Raw genomic sequence first — 21230 nt, forward strand, 5'->3', positions numbered from 1 at the left:
CAGACTGACGTCTTGGCGTGAGGTGGTCACCGGTCGACGCCTCCCATCACGGGGTCGATGGACGCGACGGCGACGATGACGTCGGCGACCTGGCCGCCTTCGCACATCGCCGCCATGGCCTGCAGGTTGGTGAAGGACGGGTCGCGGAAGTGGACCCGGTAGGGGCGGGTGCCGCCGTCGGAGACGACGTGCACGCCGAGTTCGCCCTTGGGGGACTCGACGGCGGTGTACGTCTGTCCGGCTGGGACCCGGAATCCCTCGGTCACCAGCTTGAAGTGGTGGATCAGGGCTTCCATGGAGGTGCCCATGATGTTGCGGATGTGGTCGAGGGAGTTGCCGAGACCGTCGGGGCCGAGCGCGAGCTGGGCGGGCCAGGCGATCTTCTTGTCGGCGACCATGACCGGCCCGGGCTCCAGGCGCTCGATGCACTGCTCGATGATCCGCAGCGACTGGCGCATCTCCTCCAGCCGGATGAGGAAGCGTCCGTAGGAGTCGCAGGTGTCGGCGGTGGGGACCTCGAAGTCGTAGGTCTCGTAGCCGCAGTACGGGTCGGACTTGCGCAGGTCCTGCGGGAGGCCGGCGGAGCGCAGCACCGGGCCGGTGGCGCCGAGCGCCATGCAGCCGGTGAGGTCGAGGTGGCCGACGCCCTGCATACGGGCCTTGAAGATCGGATTGCCGGTGGCGAGCTTGTCGTACTCCGGCAGGTTCTTCTTCATGGTCTTGATGAACTCGCGCAGCTGGTCGACCGCGCCCGGGGGCAGGTCCTGGGCGAGGCCGCCGGGGCGGACGAACGCGTGGTTCATGCGCAGTCCGGTGAAGAGCTCGAAGAGGTCGAGAACCAGTTCACGATCGCGGAAGCCGTAGATCATGATCGTGGTCGCGCCGAGCTCCATGCCGCCGGTGGCGATGCAGACCAGGTGCGAGGAGAGCCGGTTGAGCTCCATCAGCAGCACGCGGATGACGGTGGCCCGGTCGGGGATCTGGTCCTCGATGCCGAGGAGCTTCTCGACGCCCAGGCAGTACGCCGTCTCGTTGAAGAACGGCGTCAGGTAGTCCATGCGCGTGACGAAGGTGGTGCCCTGTGTCCAGTTGCGGAATTCGAGGTTCTTCTCGATGCCGGTGTGGAGATAGCCGATGCCGCAGCGGGCCTCGGTGACGGTCTCGCCGTCGATCTCCAGGATGAGGCGGAGCACGCCGTGCGTGGACGGGTGCTGGGGGCCCATGTTGACGATGATGCGTTCGTCGTCGGACTTCACCGCGGATTCGACGACCTCGTCCCAGTCGCCGCCGGTGACCGTATATACGGTCCCCTCGGTAGTCGCTCGGGGTGTCGCGTGGGGAGTGGTCATCAGGAGTACGACCTCCGCTGGTCCGGAGCCGGGATCTGGGCGCCCTTGTACTCGACGGCGATGCCGCCGAGCGGGTAGTCCTTGCGCTGCGGGAAGCCCTGCCAGTCGTCCGGCATCATGATCCGGGTCAGGGCCGGGTGCCCGTCGAAGACGAGCCCGAAGAAGTCGTACGCCTCGCGCTCGTGCCAGTCGTTCGTCGGGTAGACCTCGACGAGCGACGGGATGTGCGGGTCGCTGTCCGGGGCGGACACCTCCAGCCGGATGATCCGGCCGTGGGTGAGCGAGCGCAGGTGGTAGACGGCGTGCAGCTCGCGGCCCTTGTCGCCCGGGAAGTGGACGCCGCTCACGCCCGTACAGAGTTCGAAGCGCAGGGCGGGGTCGTCGCGCAGGGTGCGGGCGACCTGGAGCAGGTGCTCGCGGGCGATGTGGAAGGTCAGCTCGTCGCGGTCGACGACGGTCTTCTCGATGGCGTTCTCGGGGAGCAGGTCCTGTTCCTCCAGGGCCCCTTCGAGCTCGTCGGCCACCTCGTCGAACCAGCCGCCGTAGGGCCGGGAGGCGGCTCCCGGCAGGGTGACGGTGCGGATGAGGCCGCCGTAGCCGGAGGTGTCGCCGCCGTTGTTAGCGCCGAACATGCCCTTGCGGACGCGGATGACCTCGCCGCCGGTGTCGCGCGGGGCGGGTACGGCGTTGCCGTTCTGTCCCTCGCCGTGGGTGTGGTCGCTCACCGCAGCAGCCCCTTCATCTCGATCAGGGGCAGTGCCTTGAGGGCCGCTTCCTCGGCCTCGCGGGCGGCCTCCTCCGCGTTGACCCCGAGTTTGCCGTCCTGGATCTTCTGGTGGAGCTTGAGGATGGCGTCCAGCAGCATCTCGGGACGGGGCGGACAACCCGGCAAATAGATATCTACCGGAACAATGTGATCAACACCCTGCACAATGGCGTAATTGTTGAACATACCGCCAGATGACGCGCAAACCCCCATGGAGATGACCCACTTGGGATTCGGCATCTGGTCGTAGACCTGCCGCAGGACGGGCGCCATCTTCTGGCTCACCCGGCCCGCGACGATCATCAGGTCCGCCTGGCGCGGCGATCCGCGGAAGACCTCCATTCCGAACCGCGCCAGGTCGTAGCGGCCCGCACCGGTCGTCATCATCTCGATGGCGCAGCAGGCCAGTCCGAACGTGGCCGGGAAGACGGAGGCCTTCCGCACCCAGCCCGCGGCCTGCTCGACCGTGGTCAGAACGAAGCCGCTCGGCAGTTTCTCTTCGAGTCCCATGGTGTGCCCCTCAGCCCCTCAGTCCCATTCCAGGCCGCCGCGACGCCACACATACGCGTAGGCGACGAAGACGGTGAGCACGAAGAGCAGCATCTCCACGAGCCCGAAGATCCCCAGGGCGTCGAAGGAGACCGCCCAGGGATAGAGGAAGACGATCTCGATGTCGAAGACGATGAAAAGCATCGCCGTCAGGTAGTACTTGATGGGAAAGCGGCCGCCACCGGCCGGAGTCGGGGTGGGTTCGATACCGCACTCGTACGCTTCGAGCTTTGCCCGGTTGTAGCGCTTGGGGCCGATAAGCGTGGCCATGACCACGGAGAAGATCGCAAACCCTGCCCCGAGGGCGCCGAGCACGAGGATGGGCGCGTAGGCATTCACGCTCCTCGCTCCTTCCAGTCGTCCTTGACCTTTGGACCGCATCGGGCGACCGGCTCGCCACCTCATCAAGATCGTGCACATGTGAGGCAGTTCACAAGCCCGACTGCCCCGCATCCTATGCCCGGTCCCCTGTGATCTGCGACACGGGGTACGACAACGACTTTGTGATCTCCACCACCTGACGAAGGATCATGAAGTCGTATGAGCGGTGATCTTCGTACGCGAAGCGGCCGAGTGATCACGAGACGTGACATTCGATGGTGTTACCGCTGGTCAAAGACGTGCAGCGCTATCAATAGAAAGCCAGTACAAGCAAATTGGCGGTGGACCGCCCGGAGGTGATAAGGGAGGCGGCCGACTTCGGTACTCACCCGGACGAGGGGCGACCGGGACCGAAGGGGACATGTGCGCGCATTCACGAACTTCCGGAAGGGGCTTCACGCACCCCCGAAGAGGGGCCCGGGAGTGCCCGCCACTCGACCCGGCCCACGCGCATCGCGCCCGCGAGGGTTGCCTGCCCCCGCACACCCACACTGTGACCTGCGCCACTCGCCCCACCGCGCCAGAAAGCCGGGCTTGGCCATCGGTGTGAACGGGTGGTAAGCGACGGGCAATTCGGGCGTATTGCTGAAAGACGGTGATCACGGGCCTGATCACGACTGCCCGTTTTGCCCGTTACGGCGTCAATAAAGGCGCCCAGAAAGCGGATTCACAGATTCCGAACGTAACTGTGTCGCAACACACGTTTCTTGATGGGACCCCTACAGCCCTGATAGCGCTAGTACCCATGTCCCACACCGCTCACATACCCAGCCACCGGAAGCCCCGTCAGCGCGCCTCGAAGTCGGCACTGCGGGCCGGAGTTGCCGGTGGCTTCCTCAGCACCATCGCGGTCGCGGGTGCCGCCGGTCCGGCCCAGGCCGAGCCGGTGACCCAGACGATCGAGATGCCCACGATCACGGACGGCCTCTCCACCGCGGTCGCCGCCTCCGCCCAGGCCACGCAGCAGGTCGCCCTCGACCTGGAGACGCGTGCCAGCGAGGACGCCGCCGCCGAGAAGGCCGCGAAGACGGCCAAGAAGGCCTACGCCGAGGCCGTTCGCGAGGCCGAGGCCAAGAAGAAGGCCGAAGCCGCCGCGAAGGCCAAGGCGAAGGCGGAGGCCGAGGAGCGCGCCGAGCGCGCCTCCCGGACCGCCGAGCGCACGACGCTCAGCGCCTCCTCCGGCTCCTCGGACTCCGGCAGCTCCGCCTCCGCCCCGTCCTCCTCCTCGAACGTGAGCGGTTCCGCCGCCTCCATCGTGGCGTTCGCCAAGGCCCAGGTCGGCGACGCGTACGTCTCCGGCGGCACCGGCCCGAACGCGTGGGACTGCTCGGGCCTCGTCCAGGCCGCCTACCGCACGGCGGGCATCGACCTGCCGCGCGTCTCGCAGTCCCAGTCGACCGCCGGCACCCAGGTCTCCCTGGACAACCTCCAGCCCGGCGACATCCTGTACTGGGGCGGCGCGGGCAGCGCGTACCACGTGGCGATCTACGTCGGTGGCGGCGAGTTCGTCGGTGCGCAGAACTCCAGCACCGGCACGGTGCAGCGCTCCCTGGACTACGACCGGCCGACCGGCGCGGTCCGCGTTCTCTGATTCACAAGCGGGTCCCCGGGCGTTCGCCCGGCGATCCGCGGCGCCCTCGGGCGCACCGGTTCACCGCTGAGAGCCGCCGCTCCCCCGCTCGGGGGCGGCGGCTCTTCGCCGTCGTCGCGGCGACGAGCAGCGCCAGGACCATCAGCGCGGCGCTGACCCCGACCGGCGCCCGGTAGCCGAACCCCGCGTCCAGGGCCAGGCCGCCCGCCCACGGGCCCACCGCCGCCCCCAGGTTGAACGCGGTCGTCGAGAAGGCGCCGGCCAGCGTCGGGGCGCCGGGGGCGAGGCCCAGGACCCGGGTGATCAGGGCGGTGCCGGTACCGAAGGCGAGCAGGCCGAGCAGCGGGATCAGGGCGAGGGTGAGCACCGGGCTGCCCGCCGTCAACGCCAGCGCCGACCAGCCGGCCGTGAGAGCGGCCAGGCCCGTGGCGACGACGGCGACCGGGTGGTCGTCGGCGAACCGGCCGGCCACCGTGACCCCGGCGAACGCCCCCGCCCCGAAGAGCGCCAGGGACACCGGCACCCACCCCGCGCCCAGGCCCGTCTCCCGGGTGAGGAGCGGCTCCAGGTAGGAGAACGCGCAGAAGGTCGCCCCCTGCACGAGCGCCATCGTGAGCAGGACCGGCCGCAGCCGGGGACCGGTCAGAACGCGCAGTTCGTCCCGTACGGGTACGGGATCGGCACCCACGTCCGTACCCGGGACGGTGCGCAGGACCGCGACGAAGGCGGGCAGCGAGACGATCGCGACCGCCCAGAACGCCGACCGCCACCCCCAGCTCTCCCCCAGCACCGCACCGGCCGGGACGCCCACCACGCAGGCGATCGTCACGCCCCCGACCACCACGGCGGCGGCCCGGCCCTTCAGCCGGTCGGGGACCATCGCGACGGCGGTGCTCAGCGCGACCGCCCAGAACCCCGCGTTGGCGAGCGCCCCGACGAAACGGGTCGCGAGGAGCACCCCGTAACCGGGGGTGAGAGCGCCGACCACATGGACGGCGACGAACACCGCGAGGAAGAGGAGCAGCGCGCTGCGGCGCGGCCAGGCGCGGCTGAACAGCGCCATGAGGGGTGCGCCGACGACCATGCCGACGGCGAACGCGGAGGTGAGGAGGCCTGCGGCGGAGAGGGAGACGCCGAGGTCGGCGGCGATGCCGGAGAGAAGTCCGGACAGCATGAACTCGGAGGTGCCCTGGGCGAAGACCGCGAGCCCGAGGACGTAGACGGCGAATGGCATGGGTGAGTAGCCCCTTGGACGGAACCGTCGGGTGGACAGACAGACCGGGTGCGGGGATACGGGCCGCGCGGACAGCCGCGCCGGAGGTCCGGCGGGCGGCGCGAAGAAGTGCCCGGCGCTGATCGGCCGGTGGCACGAATACCGCGTACGGCGGTGCTTCAGCACGTACGCGAGGGGGAACGGCCCGTACCCGCGGTGATCCGGCGGGCGTGGAACCGTGACGGAGGGACCGGTGACCCGGGAGGGGTCAGCCGGCGGAGCTCAGCACGGACACGGCCACCGGCGCACCGGTGGCCGGAGTCTGTCCGACTCGGGGCTCGTCATGGGCGAGATCCTACCGGCGGCGCGGGCGGCGGTTCGGGCGTTCCTGTTCCCGGGCGGAGGTGGTGGGCGCGGGGAGCGCGTCGTACGCGGCGTCGAAGTCCTCGTCGTCGTCCGGCACGGTCAGGTCCACGGCGAAGCGGGGCTCCAGGAAGAGGTCCTGGTGCTGCGGCAGGGAAGCGGTGGTCATGGCTGACTGTCCTTCGGGGTCGAGCAGCGCTGTAGCGGCTTGTTCCGTGCCCCGCAGGCCTGCGTTCGATAAGAGGATGCGATATGAGGGTGCGTCAAAGAGATTGGCACGCACCGCGTGCCGCCACGGACGGGCGGGGGCGGGCGTGGGCCGGCCCGGGTCACCGACGGGGCCCGGCAGGCGCGCAAATCATCGCACACGATCACCTGGGGGGCCGAGGATTAAATCCCGTGGTCCGGATCAGAGGACGACACGGAAGTGGGTGGTCAGCCGCCGGTCCTCGCCCAGGACGTGAAACGCCAGGCCGGGCGGCTGGTCCCGGTCGGCGGGCCGGTCGCCCTCCCAGGGCAGGCGCAGGGTCCAGGTGACGGCGGGGCCGACGATCAGGGGGCGGCCCGCGAAGGTCGAGGCGGCGGCCGTGTGGGCGTGCCCGGTGAGGACGGCGACGACCCGCGGGTGGGCGTCGAGCAGGGCGGCGAGCCGCTCGGGCTCCTGGAGCATCGTGGCGTCCGCCAGCGGGTGGTGGAGTTCGACGGGCGGCTGGTGGAAGGCGATCAGTGCGGGGACACCGTCCGGGAGCGCGCCGAGCGTGGCGTCGATCCAGGCGAGCGTCTCCGCGTCGAGGCGCCCTTCGTCACGGCCGGGGATGGTCGCGTCACACATCAGGATGGCGGTTCCGGCGATGTGGTGGACCCGGTTGACGGGCGCGGTGGCCGGGGCCTCGCCGAGGAACGCCTTGCGGTAGGCGGGGCGGGCGTCGTGGTTTCCGGGGCACGCGAGGACGGGGAACGGCGCGTCCAGCAGGCGTACGGCCTCCTCGTACTCGGCCTCCGCCGCGTGGTCGGCGATGTCCCCGGTGACCAGCAACGCGTCGACCGGGCAGGGCAGGGATCGCAGATGGTCCATGACGCGGCTCGTCCGGATTCTGGCGCGGTCACTGCCGTCCAGGTGCAGATCGCTGATCTGAGCAAGCAACATGAGCAGCACTCCCCCGTCTAACGCCTATTTTCCTTCTTCCGTTAGGACTCTAGAGTGGGAGGCACGGGCGTTCAAGAGACGGCGCACAAGAGGCGGGGAGGGAACGAGCAGTGGCACAGCGGCCCGTGATGGAGCTGGTGAGCACCGTCCGGCACGACGGGGACGGCGGGGTCCTCGACGACCTGGACACGGTCCGGGGAACGACCCGCTGGCTCCAGCAGCGGTCCGGCCTGCCGGCCACCGCCACCGTCCCCGGGGACCTGGTCGTCGACGAGGAGCTCAGGCAGGCGGTCGTCGATGTACGGCGGGCCGTCCGGGCCCTGTTCGCGCGGGTGGTCAGCCCGGCCCCGCCCAGCCCGGCCGACGCCCACCGCCTGCTGCCCGTCGAGGAGGCCCTGAGGCTGCTCAACGCGGCGGCGGCCCGGGAGCCCGTGGCTCCCCAACTGCGCTGGCCCGCCGAGGGGCCGCCCACGGCAGGCCTGTTCTCGGCCGAGGACGACCCGGGCGTACGGCTGGTAGCGGCGCTGGCGCGCGACGCCGTCGACTTCCTGAGCGGGCCGCAGCGCGAGCACCTGCGCGCCTGCCACGCACCGCGCTGCGTCCGGTACTTCGTCAAGAGCCACGGCCGCCAGGAGTGGTGCAAGCCGTCCTGCGGCAACCGGGCGCGGGTGGCCCGGCACTACGAGCGGGTGCGCGCGGCGACGAGTGGCGGCGGCCCCGGCGACAGCGTGCAGGACCACAAGTGGTCCGCCTCCTCGGACCCGGCCGACTCGTACAGCCGGTCGGCCGCCGTGGTGAGTGCCCCCCTCAGGCCTTCGGGGCCACCTTCGACAGGCCGTTGATGATGCGGTCCATCGCGTCGCCGCCCTGCGGGTCGGTGAGGTTGGCGAGCATCTTGAGCGTGAACTTCATCAGCAGCGGGTGGGTCAGGCCGCGCTGGGTGGCGACCTTCATGACCTTCGGGTTGCCGATCAGCTTCACGAAGGCGCGGCCCATCGTGTAGTAGCCGCCGTAGGTCTCCTTGAGCACCTTCGGGTAGTTGTTCAGGGCCAGTTCGCGCTGGGCGGGGGTGGAGCGGGCGTGCGCCTGGACGATGACGTCGGCCGCGATCTGGCCCGACTCCATGGCGTACGCGATGCCCTCGCCGTTGAACGGGTTGACCATGCCGCCCGCGTCGCCGACGAGGAGGAGGCCCTTGGTGTAGTGCGGCTGGCGGTTGAAGGCCATGGGGAGAGCGGCGCCACGGATGGGCATCGTCATGTTCTCGGGGGTGTAGCCCCAGTCCTCCGGCATCGAGGCGCACCAGGCCTTGAGGACCTCGCGCCAGTCCAGCTCCTTGAAGGCGGACGAGGAGTTGAGGATGCCGAGGCCGACGTTGGAGGTGCCGTCGCCCATGCCGAAGATCCAGCCGTAGCCGGGCAGCAGCCGGTCCTCGGCGCCCCGCCGGTCCCACAGCTCCAGCCAGGACTCCAGGTAGTCGTCGTCGTGGCGGGGCGAGGTGAAGTACGTCCGGACGGCGACGCCCATCGGGCGGTCGTCGCGGCGGTGCAGGCCCATCGCCAGGGAGAGGCGGGTGGAGTTGCCGTCGGCGGCGACGACGAGCGGGGCGTGGAAGGTGACCGGGGTCTTCTCCTCGCCGATCTTCGCCTCGACGCCGGTGATGCGGCCGGTGCGCTCGTCGCGGATGGGGGCGCCGACGTTGCAGCGCTCGTAGAGGCGGGCGCCGGCCTTCTGCGCCTGTCGGGCCAGCTGCTCGTCGAAGTCGTCGCGCTTACGGACCAGCCCGTAGTCCGGGTAGGAGGCGAGGTCCGGCCAGTCGAGCTGGAGGCGGACGCCGCCGCCGATGATGCGCAGGCCCTTGTTGCGCAGCCAGCCCGCCTCTTCGGAGATGTCGATGCCCATGGCGACGAGCTGTTTCGTGGCGCGGGGCGTGAGCCCGTCGCCGCAGACCTTCTCGCGGGGGAAGGCGGTCTTCTCCAGCAGCAGGACGTCGAGTCCGGCCTTGGCGAGGTAGTACGCGGTCGTCGAGCCGGCTGGGCCCGCTCCGACGACGATGACATCCGCGCTGTGCTCGGAGAGGGGCTCGGTCACGGTCGGATCTCCCGAAGACTCGAATTCGCGTGCCGCGCGGCACATGTCCCGTGCAGTCTATGGGGGCCTGCGAAACAACCCTCCGAAGGGCTCCCTCATGTCGATCGCGCCTGCCACGCCCCACGCTTCGGCCCCCGCCGTACGCCTCCGTGTTCCGACCGACGAAGACGCCCTGACCTGGTACCGGGTCTTCGACGACCCCGAGGTGATGGAGTTCTTCGGGGGCCGACGGGCCGACTTCTCCGTGTACGAGGAGCTCACCGCCCGCCAGCGCCGCCACGACGCGGAGCTCGGCTACTGCCTGTGGACGCTCACGGACGAAGCGGACACCGTGCTCGGCTTCACCGGGGCGCAGCCCTGGCCGCACACGCATTACGGCCCGGTCGGCGCGATCGAGATCGGCTGGCGCCTGGGGCGTACGGCATGGGGGCGCGGGTACGCCACCGCCGCCGCCCGCGCCGGGTTGGAGCGGGTGCGGGCGGCCGGGGTGGACGAGGTGGTCGCGATGATCCACTCCCGTAACGCCCGGTCGATGGCGGTCGCGGACCGGCTCGGGATGCGGCGGGCCGAGTCGTACGAGACCCCGCGCGGCGCGGAGGCCGTCTGCTTCCGGCTGGAGCTGTGAGCCGGAGCGTGGATCAGGCGCGGGTGGCCCGGTGCAGGGCCACCACGCCGCCGGTCAGGTTGCGCCACGCGACGTTCGACCAGCCCGCCTTCTGGAGCAGTGCGGCGAGGGCGGGCTGGTCGGGCCAGTCGCGGATGGACTCGGCGAGGTAGACGTACGCGTCCGGGTTGGACGACACCGCGCGGGCGGCCGGCGGGATGGCCCGCATCAGGTACTCCGTGTAGACCGTGCGGAACGGGGTCCACGTCGGCTGGGAGAACTCGCAGATCACGACCCGGCCGCCGGGCTTCGTCACCCGGTACAGCTCGCGCAGCGCGACCTCGGTGTCCTGGATGTTGCGCAGCCCGAAGGAGATCGTGACGGTGTCGAACGTCTCGTCCTTGAACGGCAGCTTCATCCCGTCGCCCGCCGTGAACGGCATCCACGGGTGGCGTTCCTTGCCGACCTTGAGCATGCCGAGCGAGAAGTCACAGGGCACGACGTAGGCGCCCGCCTTGACGAAGGGCTGCGAGGAGGTCGCCGTACCGGCCGCCAGGTCGAGGATCTTCTGCGCGGGGCGGGCGTCGACCGCCGCCGCGACCGCCTTGCGCCACAGCCGGGCCTGGCCGAGCGAGATCACGTCGTTGGTCAGGTCGTAGTTGGCCGCCACACCGTCGAACATCGAGGCGACTTCGTGCGGCTGCTTTTCCAGGGAGGCTCGGGTCACCCTTCCATTCAAGCAGCCGCACCGCCGGGATCAGTGAGGGCGGTAGCCCGCGCCGGCCACGCGCTCCGCGACCCGGCGGTGGATGCCGCCTCCGGCAGCAACAGGACGCGCCGAACCACCGACGGTCGGGCGCACACACCGTCTCGAACTGATCTTCACTCCTCTTCAACCTTTTCGGCACACGGGTGCTCTGTAACGGGTGGGGGTCGAGGAGAGAGAGGGGAGGGCGGATGCCGGCAGGGGCTCAGCCCGCCATGGCGGACGGCGAGCGCGCCGCGTTCGAGGCGTACGCCAGGACCGGGCAGCGCCGGCTGTACCGGACGGCCTACCTGCTGTGCGGAGACACCGAGGGAGCGCAGGACCTGACGCAGACGACGCTCGCCAAGCTGTTCCAGCACTGGCGCAGGGCGAGCCGGGCGGACAACCTCGACGCCTACGCCAAGACCGTGCTGGTGCGCACCTTCGTCGCCGAACGCCGCCGCTCCGTACGGGATCTGCTCGCCCACAACCGCAACGCACCCCGCCCCCACCCCAATCCCGCGCCGGGCGCCGACCTCCGGGTCACCCTGCTCGCTCTCCTCGCCGAACTCCCGCCCCGGGCGAGGGCGATGGTCGTCCTCCGGTACTGGGACGACCTGAGCGTGGAGACCGTGGCGTCGCTGCTGCGGTGCAGCGAGTCCACGGTGAAGAGCCAGTGCTCGCGTTCGCTCGTCCGCCTGCGCGCCCGGATGGGCGACGTCCAGCTCTACTCCACCGGAAGCTGAGGGCCCGGTCATGACCGCTGAACCGCGCAAGCACCTGCCGCCGCGCCGCACGCGTGACGAGGATCCGGTCCGGGACGAGGAGTTGTTCCGGGACGCCCTGCACCGGACCGTCGGCGGCCTGTCCCTCCAGCCCGATCTGGTGTCCGACGCCGTACGGGAGGGCCACCGGCGGCGGTCCAGGAGCCGGGGGTTCGCGGTCGCGGGCGCCTTCGTCGCGGTCACCGCGCTGACCCTGGGGCTCGCCGCTCTCGGCCCCCGGCTGCTGCCGGGACCGGACACGGGTCCCGCCGCGCCCTCCGTACCGGCCGTCTCCCGGCCCGCCCCGCCCCCCGCCGCCTCGCCCACCCCGTCCCCCCGACGTACGGAGCAGCCCCCCGACATGCCGAGCCCGACCGCCACCCCCGTGCCGACGGAGTCCGCGGCCGTGCCGCCCGTACCCCCCGGGCCGCCCACGCCCTCCCTGTCGGTCCCGCCCGGGCCCGGCCCCGGGGAAACGCGGCACCCGGAGGGCCGCTCGTGACGCGCCGCCGCACGACCGGCACGCTGCCGCCCGCGTACGGGGAACCGGCCCGCGACGAGGACACGTTCCGGCTGCGCGTGCCGCCGCCCCGGGTCCGGCCGGCTCCCGCTCCCCGTTCGGGCCCTCGGGCCGGCTCCCGGTCCCGGCCGGCTCCCGCTCCCCGGTCCCGGGCGGCGGCGCGGTCGCGGGTGCGGCGGCGGCAGCGGAGCCGGCGGCGGGTTCTCTCGCTGGCCGTGCTGGTGCTGGCGGTGGTGGCGGGTGCGGCGTTCCTCGTCGGCCGCCCCTGGCTCCACGGGGGCGGCCCGGCCGACGCGGCCCCCGGCCCCTCCCGTACGGCCCCGGAGACCGGACCGGACAACGCGTCGAAGCCGCTGGAGGACGCCCCCGACCCCACTCCGCCGCCGACTCCGACCCCGACGCCGTCCGCCTCGGCCGACACGGACGCGTCCCGGAAGGGTGACGCCCTCGGCCCCGAGGACATCCCCGCCTCGGGCCCCGGCACGTTCACCGTGGCCCGTGCGGGCGTCGCGTCCACGGGCGGGGGCAGCGCGTACCGGGTCGAGGTGGAGGACGGCATCGGCGTCGACCCCGACCGGGCCGCCGCCGACATCGCCGCCGTCCTCGCCGACCCGCGCGGCTGGAGCCACGGCGGCGAGCGCTCGTTCCGCCAGGTCGCCGACGGATCGGCCGGGCTGGTGATCCGGATCGCGACTCCGGCGACCACGGACCGGATGTGCGGGGAGTACGGCCTGAACACGCGTGGCGAGGTCAACTGCCGGGGCGGCGAGAAGGTGATGGTCAACCTGAAGCGCTGGCAGCTCGGTTCACCGCAGTTCGACGGGCCCGTCTCCGAGTACCGGGCGCTGATCGTGAACCACGAGGTCGGCCACTGGCTGGGGCGCGGCCACGAGACCTGCCCGGGGAAGGGGCGCCCCGCGCCCGCGATGATGCAGCAGATCGACGGGCTGAAGGGCTGCGTCGCCAACGCCTGGCCGTACGACGCGAAGGGACGCTACCTGGGCGGCCCGAAGGTGCCGTGACACCCGCCGGTCCCCGGCCTCAGCGGGCGCGGTGGCCGGGCCCCCGGGCCTCAGCGGGCGCGGTGCACGAGCCGTCCCGCGAGCACGGTCGCCACGCAGGGCCGGGGCCCGTCCCCGTACAGCGCCGCCTCGTCGGGCACGTCGAAGACCGCGAGGTCGGCCCGGCCGCCCACGGTCAGCGGGGCGCCCGCCGTACGGGCCAGATCGCCGCCCGCCGCGAAGGGATCCAGGTCCGGCACCCCTTCCCGTACCGGGACAGGCGGCGGCGCGACCTGGACGACCAGCCCCGACCGGGCGACGGCCGTACGCAGCGCCGGGTCGTCCGCACCGAACGGGCCCGCCACATGCGTGGTGCCGTGCCGCAGCATCCGCTGGAGCCCGCGCCGCACGCTGCCCGCCCGCCGGGGCGCGTCAGCCGTCACCGCGATCCGCTCGAAATCCTCGCCCCACAGCGGGAGTTCACCCAGTTCGTCGGCCTCGCGGGGGTCCGGGTGGTAGCAGCGGGTGAGCAGCTCCCGGGCCCGGTCCTGGCGCAGCCCGGGGGCGATGAGGCCGGGCCAGCGGCGGACCCGGGCGGCCGGGTGCGCGGCGGCGACCTCCTCGTACGACCCGAGGGCGGCGATCCGGTCACCGTCCACCGCGACCGCCCCGTCCACGACAGCCGCCGCGCCCACCGGCAGGACCAGGGGCGCGGCATGAATCGTCAGCACGGATACGTCAGTTGGCGTTGAGGAGCTTCAGCTCCGGGTGCGCCGTGCCGCCCTCGATCGCGGTGGACGAGATGTGCGAGACGACGCGCTCGTCGACCGGGTCCATCGCCGGGTCGTCGTGCACGACGAGGTGCTCGTACGTCGTGGCGCGCTGGGCGGGGACCCGGTCCGCCTTGCGGATCAGGTCGATGATCTCCAGCCGGTTGGAGCGGTGCTTGGCACCGGCCGAGGAGACGACGTTCTCCTCCAGCATGATCGAGCCGAGGTCGTCGGCGCCGTAGTGCAGCGACAGCTGGCCGACCTCCTTGCCGGTGGTGAGCCACGAGCCCTGGATGTGGGCGACGTTGTCGAGGAAGAGCCGGGCGATGGAGATCATCCGCAGGTACTCGAAGAGCGTGGCCTGCGTGCGGCCCTTCAGCTTGTTGTTCTCCGGCTGGTAGGTGTACGGGATGAAGGCGCGGAAGCCGCCCGTACGGTCCTGGACGTCCCGGATCATCCGCAGGTGCTCGATCCGCTCGGCGTTGGTCTCGCCGGTGCCCATCAGCATGGTGGAGGTCGACTCGACCCCGAGGCCGTGCGCGATCTCCATGATCTCCAGCCAGCGCTCGCCGGACTCCTTGAGCGGGGCGATGGCGGTGCGCGGCCGGGCGGGCAGCAGCTCGGCACCCGCGCCGGCGAAGGAGTCGAGCCCGGCGGCGTGGATGCGGCTGATGGCCTCCTCGGCGGAGACCTTCGAGATCCGGGCCATGTGCTCGATCTCGGAGGCGCCGAGCGAGTGGATGACCAGCTGCGGGTAGGCCTTCTTGATCGCGGAGAAGTGCTCCTCGTAGTACTCCACGCCGAAGTCCGGGTGGTGGCCGCCCTGGAACATGATCTGGGTGCCGCCCAGCTCCACGGTCTCCGCGCAGCGGCGCAGGATGTCGTCGAGGTCGCGGGTCCAGCCCTTGTCGGTGGCCTTGGGCGGGGCGTAGAAGGCGCAGAACTTGCAGGCCGTCACACACACGTTGGTGTAGTTGATGTTGCGCTCGATGATGTACGTCGCGATGTGTTCCGTACCGGCGTAGCGGCGGCGGCGGGCGGCGTCGGCGGCGGCGCCCAGCGCGTGCAGCGGCGCGGACCGGTAGAGGTCGAGCGCCTCCTCCGGGGTGATCCGACCGCCTTCGGCGGCTCGGTCGAGGACGGGCTGAAGGTCGGCCTTCTCGGTCACCGGGCTGTCACCTTTCGGCGGTTTTCTGAGGATCCACGGACCGATCCAGCGTACGCCAGCCCCTTGTGCGATCAGTCGCCGGACCGGGTGAGCTTCCCGTACGGGAGACCGGCGGCGCGTTCCTTCGAGCGGTAGTCCAGGGTGCCGTCCTCGGCGAGGCGGAAGACCAGGTCGGCCTCGGTGGTGGTGCACAGGCCGGGGGTGCTGGGGCGGTCCGGGTCGGTGGCCTCGCGGATGTTCAGCTCCTCCGCGGTGCCGGAGGCGAGGGTGCCGACGCTGTTGCAGGTGACGGTGATGCCGAGCTGCGAGATGGTCGTGCTCATCCGGACGACCTGCTCCCCGCGCTTCCCCTCGGTGAAGACGGCGGTGAGCGTGCCGTGGGGCTGACCGGTCGTCCTCTCGGTGACGGGGCCCTTCCAGGTGCCGACGTACGCCTTCGGCAGGGCGGCGGCCGGGGGCTCGCTCGCGTCAGCGCCGGATTCGGTGGGCGTCGGCTTCTCCCCGGCCGGCGGGGAGGCGGACCTCGACGGGGTCGCGGCGGCGTCGCTGCCCCGGTCCCGGTCGGCGTCGCCGCCCGGGAAGAGGCCGTCGAGCAGACCGGTGCCGATCGTGACGGCCGCGAGCGCGCCCGCCACGGCCAGGGCGACGGTGCAGCTGACGCGGCGGCCGCGCCGCTCGCCGGGGGTCTGCCGGTTCTCGGCGCTGACGGTGAGGGAGAGGCGGGGGTCGGCGCCGCGCTGCCCCGGCAGCCCGCTGCCGCCGTGGCCGCCGTGCCCACCGCCGCCGTCCTGCCGGTAGGTCCCGGCGTGCGTGGGGGGCGGGGGTGCGGTGGGCTTCGCGCGCGGGGGCGCCGGTGGCGGAGGAGGGGACGGCGTCCCGTAGACGTCGTCGTCCTGCGGATGCGGAGTCCCGTACGCGTCGTCCTGCGGATGCGGCGCCCGGAACGGCACGTCCTGCGGCGATTCCCGGGGCGGTTCCTGGGAGGTGTCCCGCGACGCGTCCCGGGGCGCTTCCCGCAGGGCTTCCGCCGGTTGGGGTGTCCGGTTCGGCGCCTCCTGTGCGGCTTCCCGAGAACGCGGCGTCCCGTACGGCGTTTCCTGCGGGTTCACGGCGGGCGGGCCGAACTCCCCGGCCCTGCCCGGTGCGGCCTCCTCCGGCCGGGACCGGGGGCCGGGCCCCGGCCCCATCCCCGCCCCCAGCGACGCGCTGCTGAACGGCACGGGCCCCGACTGCACCGGCGCGTCCTGCGGCTCCAGGTCCAGCAGCGCCACCGCGGACCGGCTCACCTCGCGCACCAGCCGGCCCGGCAGCCAGCCGCCCGCCACCATCGCCGCCGCCCCGCCGGGAGCGAGCGCCCGGGCGAGGTCGGCCGGGGCGGGCCGGGCCGCCGGGTCCTTGGCGAGGCAGCCCGCGACCACGTCGCGCAGCTCGCCCTCCAGATCGCCCAGTTCGGGTTCCTCGTGGACCACCTTGTAGAGGAGTACGGCGGAGGAGTCGCCCGGGAAGGGGGCGGCGCCCGTCGCCGCGTACGCCAGGACCGCGCCCAGCGAGAAGACGTCGGCCGCGCCGGAGACGTCCCGGCCCCGGATCTGCTCGGGCGCCATGTAGCCGGGCGAGCCGACGGAGACGCCGGTGGAGGTGAGCGAGACGGTCGCGCCGAGGGCCCGCGCGATCCCGAAGTCGATGAGGCGGGGGCCGTCCAGGGCGAGCAGCACGTTGGAGGGCTTCACATCGCGGTGGACAATGCCCTGCCCGTGGACGACGGCGAGCGCCTCGGCCAGGCCCGCGCCCAAGGTGCGTACCGCGTGTTCGGGCAGCGGGCCGTGCTCGGTGATCGCCTGGGAGAGCGGGGGCCCCGCGACGTAACCGGTGGCCACCCACGGCACCGGGGCGTCCGGGTCGGCGTCCAGGACCGGGGCCGTCCACTGGGCGCCGATGCGGCGGGCGGACTCCACCTCGCGCCGGAACCGGGCGCGGAACTGCTCGTCGAGGGCGAAGTGGGGGTGGACCACCTTGACCGCGACCGTACGTCCGCCCGCGCTGCGGCCGAGATAGACCCGGCCCATACCGCCCGCGCCGAGCCTGCCGAGCAGCCGGTAGGCACCGATGGTGTGCGGTTCGCCCGCTTCCAGCGGCTGCATATGGACTCCCCCTGTGAACCCTGTGATCCCTGCGGATGATCCCTGCGGACGGTGAAACCGTGGACGGTAATCCCTGGGGTCGGTCCGGACCCGGACCGAAGCCTAGGGGGCGCCACCGGCGTGGTCACCGGGAAACGGCCGGACCATTCCCCCTTCTCCGGTCAGGAGGGGATCTTTTCGCCCCGAGGAAAGGCGCGAATGTGTTGTTCCGCGGCCCACCATTCACTGCCCCGTGCGCCTATCCGGCAGACCTGTTCCGGGAAGGGGATAAGGGAATTCCCCCTTTCCCGGGTCAGGCCGCCGGCTTCAGACGCCGAGCAGCTCCACCCGGACGTCCGCCGGGTAGCCGGTGTCCGCGCCCGTACGGCGGGCGAACTCGCGGACGCCGGCCAGCTGGTCCGGGCCAAAGCGGAAGTCGAGCGTCGTGAAGTACTGCTCCAGCACCTTCGCGTCGAAGGCCTCCCAGCGGGCCGCCTGCTCCGCGACCTTGGCGACCTCCTCCAGCGAGAGGTCCCGCGAGGCCAGGAACGCCTCGTGGACCTGGGCCGCCTGCTCGGGGTGCGCGGCGAGGAAGTCCTTGCGGGCCGCCCAGACGGCGAAGACGAACGGCAGCCCCGTCCACTCCTTCCACATCTGGCCCAGGTCGTGGACCTGGAGCCCGAGCCGGGGGGCGTCGTGCAGATTGGCGCGCAGCGCGGCGTCGCCGATCAGCACGGCGGCGTCCGCCTCCTGCATCATCAGGCCCAGGTCCGGCGGGCAGGTGTAGTAGTCGGGCCGGACGCCGTAGTGCTCGGCCAGCAGCAGCTGGGCCAGCCGCACCGAGGTGCGCGAGGTCGAGCCGAGTGCCACCCGGGCCCGGTCGAGCTGCTCCAGCGGGAGCTGGGAGACGATGACACAGGACATGACGGGTCCGTCGCAGCCGACCGCGATGTCGGGGAAGGCGACCAGGTCGTCGGCGTTGCGCAGGTACTCCACGAGGGTGACCGGACCGATGTCCAGGTCTCCCCTGATCAGCTGCTCGCTGAGCCGCTCCGGGGTGTCCTTGGAGAGTTCCAGGTCGAGCAGGGTTCCCGTCCGCGCCAGGCCCCAGTAGAGGGGGAGGCAGTTCAGGAACTGGATGTGGCCGACGCGGGGCCGGCTGCGACGGTCGTCGTCGCCTTCGCGGGGGGAGACGGTTGAATTGTCCACATCGCGAGGCTAGACCCGCATCCGGCCGTGGGCACCACCGGGGCCCGCGCACCCCCCTTTTCACGGGCCTCTCGCCGGTCGCCCGACGGGTCGATCAAACCTTCGGGTGAAGTGATCTTTCCCTCTACCGCTCTCCGGAGGCTGCGTGCTAGGCTCGCCCGCAAGTTGCAGTTTGGTTTCCCTTGCAGTACAGAGCCTGCGGAGCATGTAACCCGCAGGCTTTTGTAGTTTTCAGACTTGTTTGCAGGTTCTGGAGCAGGGCAACCCTTTGGCCCAAGGAGGGCTTATGGCTACCGGAACCGTCAAGTGGTTCAACGCTGAAAAGGGCTTCGGCTTCATCGCCCAGGACGGCGGCGGCCCGGATGTCTTCGTTCACTACTCCGCGATCAACGCGTCCGGGTTCCGCTCCCTCGAGGAGAACCAGGTCGTGAACTTCGACGTCACTCAGGGACCCAAGGGTCCGCAGGCTGAGAACGTCACCCCGGCCTAGTTGCCCGGGTCGGTCGATCGCGGCCGCACATAGCAGTACCCAAGGAGCCCCGCTCCCCCGCTTCGGCGGAGGAACGGGGCTCCTGCCTGTATACGACCCGCACCCCGGTACCGCTTGACCTTGACCCCGTGTGAAGGGGTGCAGTGGAGCCATCATGTTCACCATCGGAGACTTCGCCAGGTACGGACGGGTGTCGCCGCGGATGCTGCGTCATTACGACGCCATCGGACTGCTGCGCCCGGACCGTACCGACCCCGCCACCGGCTACCGCCTCTACGGCGCGGCCCAGCTCGCCCGGCTCAACCGGATCATCGCGCTCAAGGACCTCGGCTTCACGCTCCAGCAGGTGGGGGCGGTCCTGGACGAGCAGGTGGGCCCGGAGGAGCTGCGCGGGATGCTGCGGCTGCGCCGGGCGGAGCTGGCCGAGGCCGCGGCAGCGGCGACGGCGCGGCTGGCCCGGGTCGAGGCGAGGCTCCGGTCGATCGAGAGCGAGGGGCACATGCCTGCCGACGACGTCGTGATCAAGACCGTTCCGGCGGTCCGGGTGGCCGAGCTGACCGGGACGGCCGCGAGCTATCAGCCCGAGGACATCGGGCCGGTGATCGGCCCGCTGTACGAGCGGCTCTTCCCGCTCCTGGAGGGCGCGGGCGTCCGGCCCACCGGTCCCGGGATCGCCCGGTACGAGGACGAGCCCGGGGGTGGCGGCGGGATCGTCGTGCACGCCGGGGTGACGGTATCCGGCCCGGTGGGCGCGGTCGGGGACACGGGGGTGCGGGTGGTGGAGCTGCCGCCGTTCGAGGCGGCGACGATCGTGCACCGGGGCGCGATGGACGACGTGCTGCCGGCGGCCAACACCCTGGCCCGCTGGCTGGAGGCCAACGGCTACCGCTCCACGGGGTACGCCCGTGAGGTCAACCTGGAGTGCCCGCCGGACCGGGAGCGGTGGGTGACGGAACTCCAGGAGCCGGTGGCGAAGGTCTGAGGCGGCCGCCTGTACGGGGAGGGGGCGCGGTCTCCTTCCCGTACGGGCGGGGGCACGGCCTCCTCCCCGTACAGGCGGGGGCACGGGCCCTCTCCCCGTTACCCGCCGCAGGCTCAAGGGCCCGCCCAGAGCCCGTCCTCCGTGAGTCCCAGCAGTTCAATAGCGTTGCCGCGGACGATCCGGTCGATGACGTCCGGGGCGAGGTGGCCCATCTGCTCCTCGCCGACCTCGCGGGAGCGGGGCCAGGTGGAGTCGGAGTGCGGGTAGTCCGTCTCGTAGAGGACGTTGCCGACGCCGATCGCGTCGAGGTTCTTCAGCCCGAAGGCGTCGTCGAAGAAGCAGCCGTAGACGTGCTCGGCGAAGAGTTCGGAAGGCGGGCGGTGAACCTTGTCGGCGACGCCGCCCCAGGCGCGGTTCTCCTCCCAGACCACGTCGGCGCGTTCCAGGATGTAGGGGATCCAGCCGATCTGCCCCTCCGCGTACATGATCCTGAGGTTGGGGAAGCGTTCGAACTTGCCGCTCATCAGCCAGTCGACCATCGAGAAGCAGCAGTTGGCGAAGGTGATGGTGGAGCCGACGGCGGGCGGGGCGTCGGCGGAGGTGGACGGCATCCGCGACGAGGAACCGATGTGCATGGCGATGACGGTGCCCGTCTCGTCGCAGGCCGCGAGGAGCGGATCCCAGTCGTCCGCATGTATGGACGGAAGCCCGAGATGGGGAGGTATCTCGGAGAACGCGACGGCGCGCACGCCCCGCGCGGCATTGCGCCGCACCTCGGCGGCGGCGAGCTCCGCGTCCCACAGCGGGATGAGAGTGAGCGGGATGAGGCGGCCGTGCGCCTCGGGGCCGCACCACTCCTCGACCATCCAGTCGTTGTACGCGCGCACGCCGAGGAGCCCCAGCTCGCGGTCCTTGGCCTCGGTGAAGGTCTGTCCGCAGAACCGCGGGAAGGTCGGGAAACAGAGCGCCGACTGGACGTGGTTGACGTCCATGTCGGCGAGCCGGTCCGGGACCGAGAAGGAGCCGGGACGCATCTGCTCGTAGGTGATGATCTCCAGCTTGATCTCGTCCCTGTCGTAGCCGACGGCCGTGTCCAGGCGGGTGAGCGGCCGGTGCAGGTCCTCGTACACCCACCAGTCGCCGACCGGCCCGTCGTCGCCCCTGGCGCCCATGACGGGCGCGAACTTTCCCCCGAGGAAGGTCATTTCCTTCAGGGGCGCGCGGACGATGCGCGGGCCGGAGTCGGCGTACTTGGACGGGAGCCGGTCCCGCCAGACATGAGCGGGCTCCACCGTGTGGTCGTCCACCGAGATGATCTTCGGGAAGGTCTCCATGCGTTCCACGGTAGCGCCGATCTGACGAACCGTCAGCTACTGTGCGGGCATTCGCGACGGGCAGGGAACGGGC

The 21230-nt window shown here is 71.6% G+C and carries 21 protein-coding genes and 1 pseudogene; 8 read left to right on the top strand and 14 right to left on the bottom strand.

All coding sequences use genetic code 11. The features are described 5' to 3' along the window. Nucleotides 1–26: 26 nt before the first annotated feature. Genes IE140_RS04650 through IE140_RS04665 form a run of 4 tightly spaced genes read right to left on the bottom strand, consistent with a single transcriptional unit; the run spans nucleotide 27 to nucleotide 3003 of the window. Complete coding sequence (locus tag IE140_RS04650; RefSeq protein ID WP_093440692.1) at nucleotides 27–1349, bottom strand: NADH-quinone oxidoreductase subunit D; 1323 nt, start codon at nucleotides 1347–1349, stop codon at nucleotides 27–29. Then, nucleotides 1349–2074 carry an NADH-quinone oxidoreductase subunit C gene (locus IE140_RS04655; protein ID WP_032779474.1) on the bottom strand — a complete coding sequence of 242 codons (726 nt, stop codon included), beginning with the start codon at nucleotides 2072–2074 and terminating at the stop codon, nucleotides 1349–1351. The genes IE140_RS04650 and IE140_RS04655 overlap by 1 nt, the downstream gene beginning before the upstream one ends. Next, nucleotides 2071–2625, bottom strand: coding sequence for a NuoB/complex I 20 kDa subunit family protein (locus IE140_RS04660; protein ID WP_006126795.1), 555 nt, complete (start codon nucleotides 2623–2625; stop codon nucleotides 2071–2073). Before IE140_RS04660 ends, IE140_RS04655 begins: the two co-directional genes overlap by 4 nt. A gap of 18 nt (nucleotides 2626–2643) precedes the next feature. Beyond that, nucleotides 2644–3003, bottom strand: a complete 360-nt coding sequence (locus tag IE140_RS04665) for an NADH-quinone oxidoreductase subunit A (RefSeq protein ID WP_003967084.1) — start codon at nucleotides 3001–3003, stop codon at nucleotides 2644–2646. 787 nt (nucleotides 3004–3790) lie between these two features. On the opposite strand from IE140_RS04665, the gene IE140_RS04670 reads away from it, so the two are divergent. Further along, complete coding sequence (locus IE140_RS04670) at nucleotides 3791–4636, top strand: C40 family peptidase (RefSeq protein ID WP_150195930.1); 846 nt, start codon at nucleotides 3791–3793, stop codon at nucleotides 4634–4636. Between the two features lies 1 nt (nucleotide 4637). Here IE140_RS04670 and IE140_RS04675 read toward each other — a convergent pair whose 3' ends face one another. The 3 genes from IE140_RS04675 to IE140_RS04685 all read right to left on the bottom strand — a co-directional run bounded on the left by IE140_RS04675 (nucleotide 4638) and on the right by IE140_RS04685 (nucleotide 7359). Beyond that, on the bottom strand, nucleotides 4638–5870 hold the full coding sequence (locus IE140_RS04675; protein WP_150195928.1) for a Cmx/CmrA family chloramphenicol efflux MFS transporter: 1233 nt from the start codon (nucleotides 5868–5870) through the stop codon (nucleotides 4638–4640). Between the two features lie 334 nt (nucleotides 5871–6204). Continuing rightward, nucleotides 6205–6381, bottom strand: coding sequence for a hypothetical protein (locus IE140_RS04680; RefSeq protein WP_006126790.1), 177 nt, complete (start codon nucleotides 6379–6381; stop codon nucleotides 6205–6207). Between the two features lie 240 nt (nucleotides 6382–6621). Further along, on the bottom strand, nucleotides 6622–7359 hold the full coding sequence (locus IE140_RS04685) for a metallophosphoesterase (protein ID WP_150195926.1): 738 nt from the start codon (nucleotides 7357–7359) through the stop codon (nucleotides 6622–6624). 128 nt (nucleotides 7360–7487) lie between these two features. Between IE140_RS04685 and IE140_RS04690 the strand changes: the two are divergent. Beyond that, nucleotides 7488–8072 (top strand): annotated as a pseudogene (locus IE140_RS04690) (CGNR zinc finger domain-containing protein); the annotation flags it as partial. 94 nt (nucleotides 8073–8166) lie between these two features. Here the strand turns inward: IE140_RS04690 and IE140_RS04695 are convergent. Further along, the gene (locus IE140_RS04695; protein WP_032764084.1) at nucleotides 8167–9450 is read right to left on the bottom strand and encodes a geranylgeranyl reductase family protein; all 1284 of its coding nucleotides are present in this window, start codon (nucleotides 9448–9450) and stop codon (nucleotides 8167–8169) included. Nucleotides 9451–9547: 97 nt separating this feature from the next. Between IE140_RS04695 and IE140_RS04700 the strand changes: the two genes are divergently transcribed. Next, nucleotides 9548–10075, top strand: a complete 528-nt coding sequence (locus IE140_RS04700) for a GNAT family N-acetyltransferase (RefSeq protein WP_093440702.1) — start codon at nucleotides 9548–9550, stop codon at nucleotides 10073–10075. A 13-nt stretch (nucleotides 10076–10088) separates the two neighbouring features. Here the strand turns inward: IE140_RS04700 and IE140_RS04705 are convergent, their stop codons facing one another. Beyond that, nucleotides 10089–10781: a demethylmenaquinone methyltransferase gene (locus tag IE140_RS04705; protein WP_093812231.1), complete on the bottom strand. Its 693-nt coding sequence runs from the start codon at nucleotides 10779–10781 to the stop codon at nucleotides 10089–10091. Between the two features lie 254 nt (nucleotides 10782–11035). On the opposite strand from IE140_RS04705, the gene IE140_RS04710 reads away from it, so the two are divergent. The 3 genes from IE140_RS04710 to IE140_RS04720 are packed head-to-tail and all read left to right on the top strand — an operon-like array spanning nucleotide 11036 to nucleotide 13105. Next, the gene (locus IE140_RS04710) at nucleotides 11036–11545 is read left to right on the top strand and encodes a SigE family RNA polymerase sigma factor (RefSeq protein ID WP_093812226.1); all 510 of its coding nucleotides are present in this window, start codon (nucleotides 11036–11038) and stop codon (nucleotides 11543–11545) included. 10 nt (nucleotides 11546–11555) lie between these two features. Next, nucleotides 11556–12065 carry a hypothetical protein gene (locus tag IE140_RS04715; RefSeq protein WP_229826684.1) on the top strand — a complete coding sequence of 170 codons (510 nt, stop codon included), beginning with the start codon at nucleotides 11556–11558 and terminating at the stop codon, nucleotides 12063–12065. After that, nucleotides 12062–13105, top strand: a complete 1044-nt coding sequence (locus tag IE140_RS04720; RefSeq protein WP_189460068.1) for a DUF3152 domain-containing protein — start codon at nucleotides 12062–12064, stop codon at nucleotides 13103–13105. The genes IE140_RS04715 and IE140_RS04720 overlap by 4 nt, the downstream gene beginning before the upstream one ends. A gap of 50 nt (nucleotides 13106–13155) precedes the next feature. Here IE140_RS04720 and IE140_RS04725 read toward each other — a convergent pair whose 3' ends face one another. The 4 genes from IE140_RS04725 to IE140_RS04740 all read right to left on the bottom strand — a co-directional run bounded on the left by IE140_RS04725 (nucleotide 13156) and on the right by IE140_RS04740 (nucleotide 18351). Beyond that, a complete protein-coding gene (locus IE140_RS04725; protein WP_150196947.1) occupies nucleotides 13156–13815 on the bottom strand; it encodes an imidazolonepropionase-like domain-containing protein in 660 nt (219 codons plus the stop codon). 7 nt (nucleotides 13816–13822) lie between these two features. After that, on the bottom strand, nucleotides 13823–15022 hold the full coding sequence (mqnC, locus tag IE140_RS04730) for a cyclic dehypoxanthinyl futalosine synthase (protein WP_093439687.1): 1200 nt from the start codon (nucleotides 15020–15022) through the stop codon (nucleotides 13823–13825). A gap of 71 nt (nucleotides 15023–15093) precedes the next feature. Next, the gene (locus tag IE140_RS04735) at nucleotides 15094–17163 is read right to left on the bottom strand and encodes a serine/threonine-protein kinase (protein ID WP_189460070.1); all 2070 of its coding nucleotides are present in this window, start codon (nucleotides 17161–17163) and stop codon (nucleotides 15094–15096) included. A 306-nt stretch (nucleotides 17164–17469) separates the two neighbouring features. Then, complete coding sequence (locus IE140_RS04740) at nucleotides 17470–18351, bottom strand: menaquinone biosynthetic enzyme MqnA/MqnD family protein (protein ID WP_093439689.1); 882 nt, start codon at nucleotides 18349–18351, stop codon at nucleotides 17470–17472. Between the two features lie 286 nt (nucleotides 18352–18637). Between IE140_RS04740 and IE140_RS04745 the strand changes: the two genes are divergently transcribed. Together IE140_RS04745 and IE140_RS04750 are read left to right on the top strand one after the other, a co-directional pair. Continuing rightward, on the top strand, nucleotides 18638–18841 hold the full coding sequence (locus IE140_RS04745; protein WP_003967102.1) for a cold-shock protein: 204 nt from the start codon (nucleotides 18638–18640) through the stop codon (nucleotides 18839–18841). 154 nt (nucleotides 18842–18995) lie between these two features. Continuing rightward, nucleotides 18996–19823: a MerR family transcriptional regulator gene (locus IE140_RS04750; protein WP_150197252.1), complete on the top strand. Its 828-nt coding sequence runs from the start codon at nucleotides 18996–18998 to the stop codon at nucleotides 19821–19823. 113 nt (nucleotides 19824–19936) lie between these two features. Here the strand turns inward: IE140_RS04750 and IE140_RS04755 are convergent, their stop codons facing one another. After that, nucleotides 19937–21157, bottom strand: coding sequence for an amidohydrolase family protein (locus tag IE140_RS04755; protein ID WP_093439695.1), 1221 nt, complete (start codon nucleotides 21155–21157; stop codon nucleotides 19937–19939). Nucleotides 21158–21230: the final 73 nt, after the last annotated feature.

The organism is Streptomyces parvus (assembly GCF_014648875.1).
GTDB classification, from domain to species: Bacteria; Actinomycetota; Actinomycetes; order Streptomycetales; family Streptomycetaceae; genus Streptomyces; species Streptomyces parvus.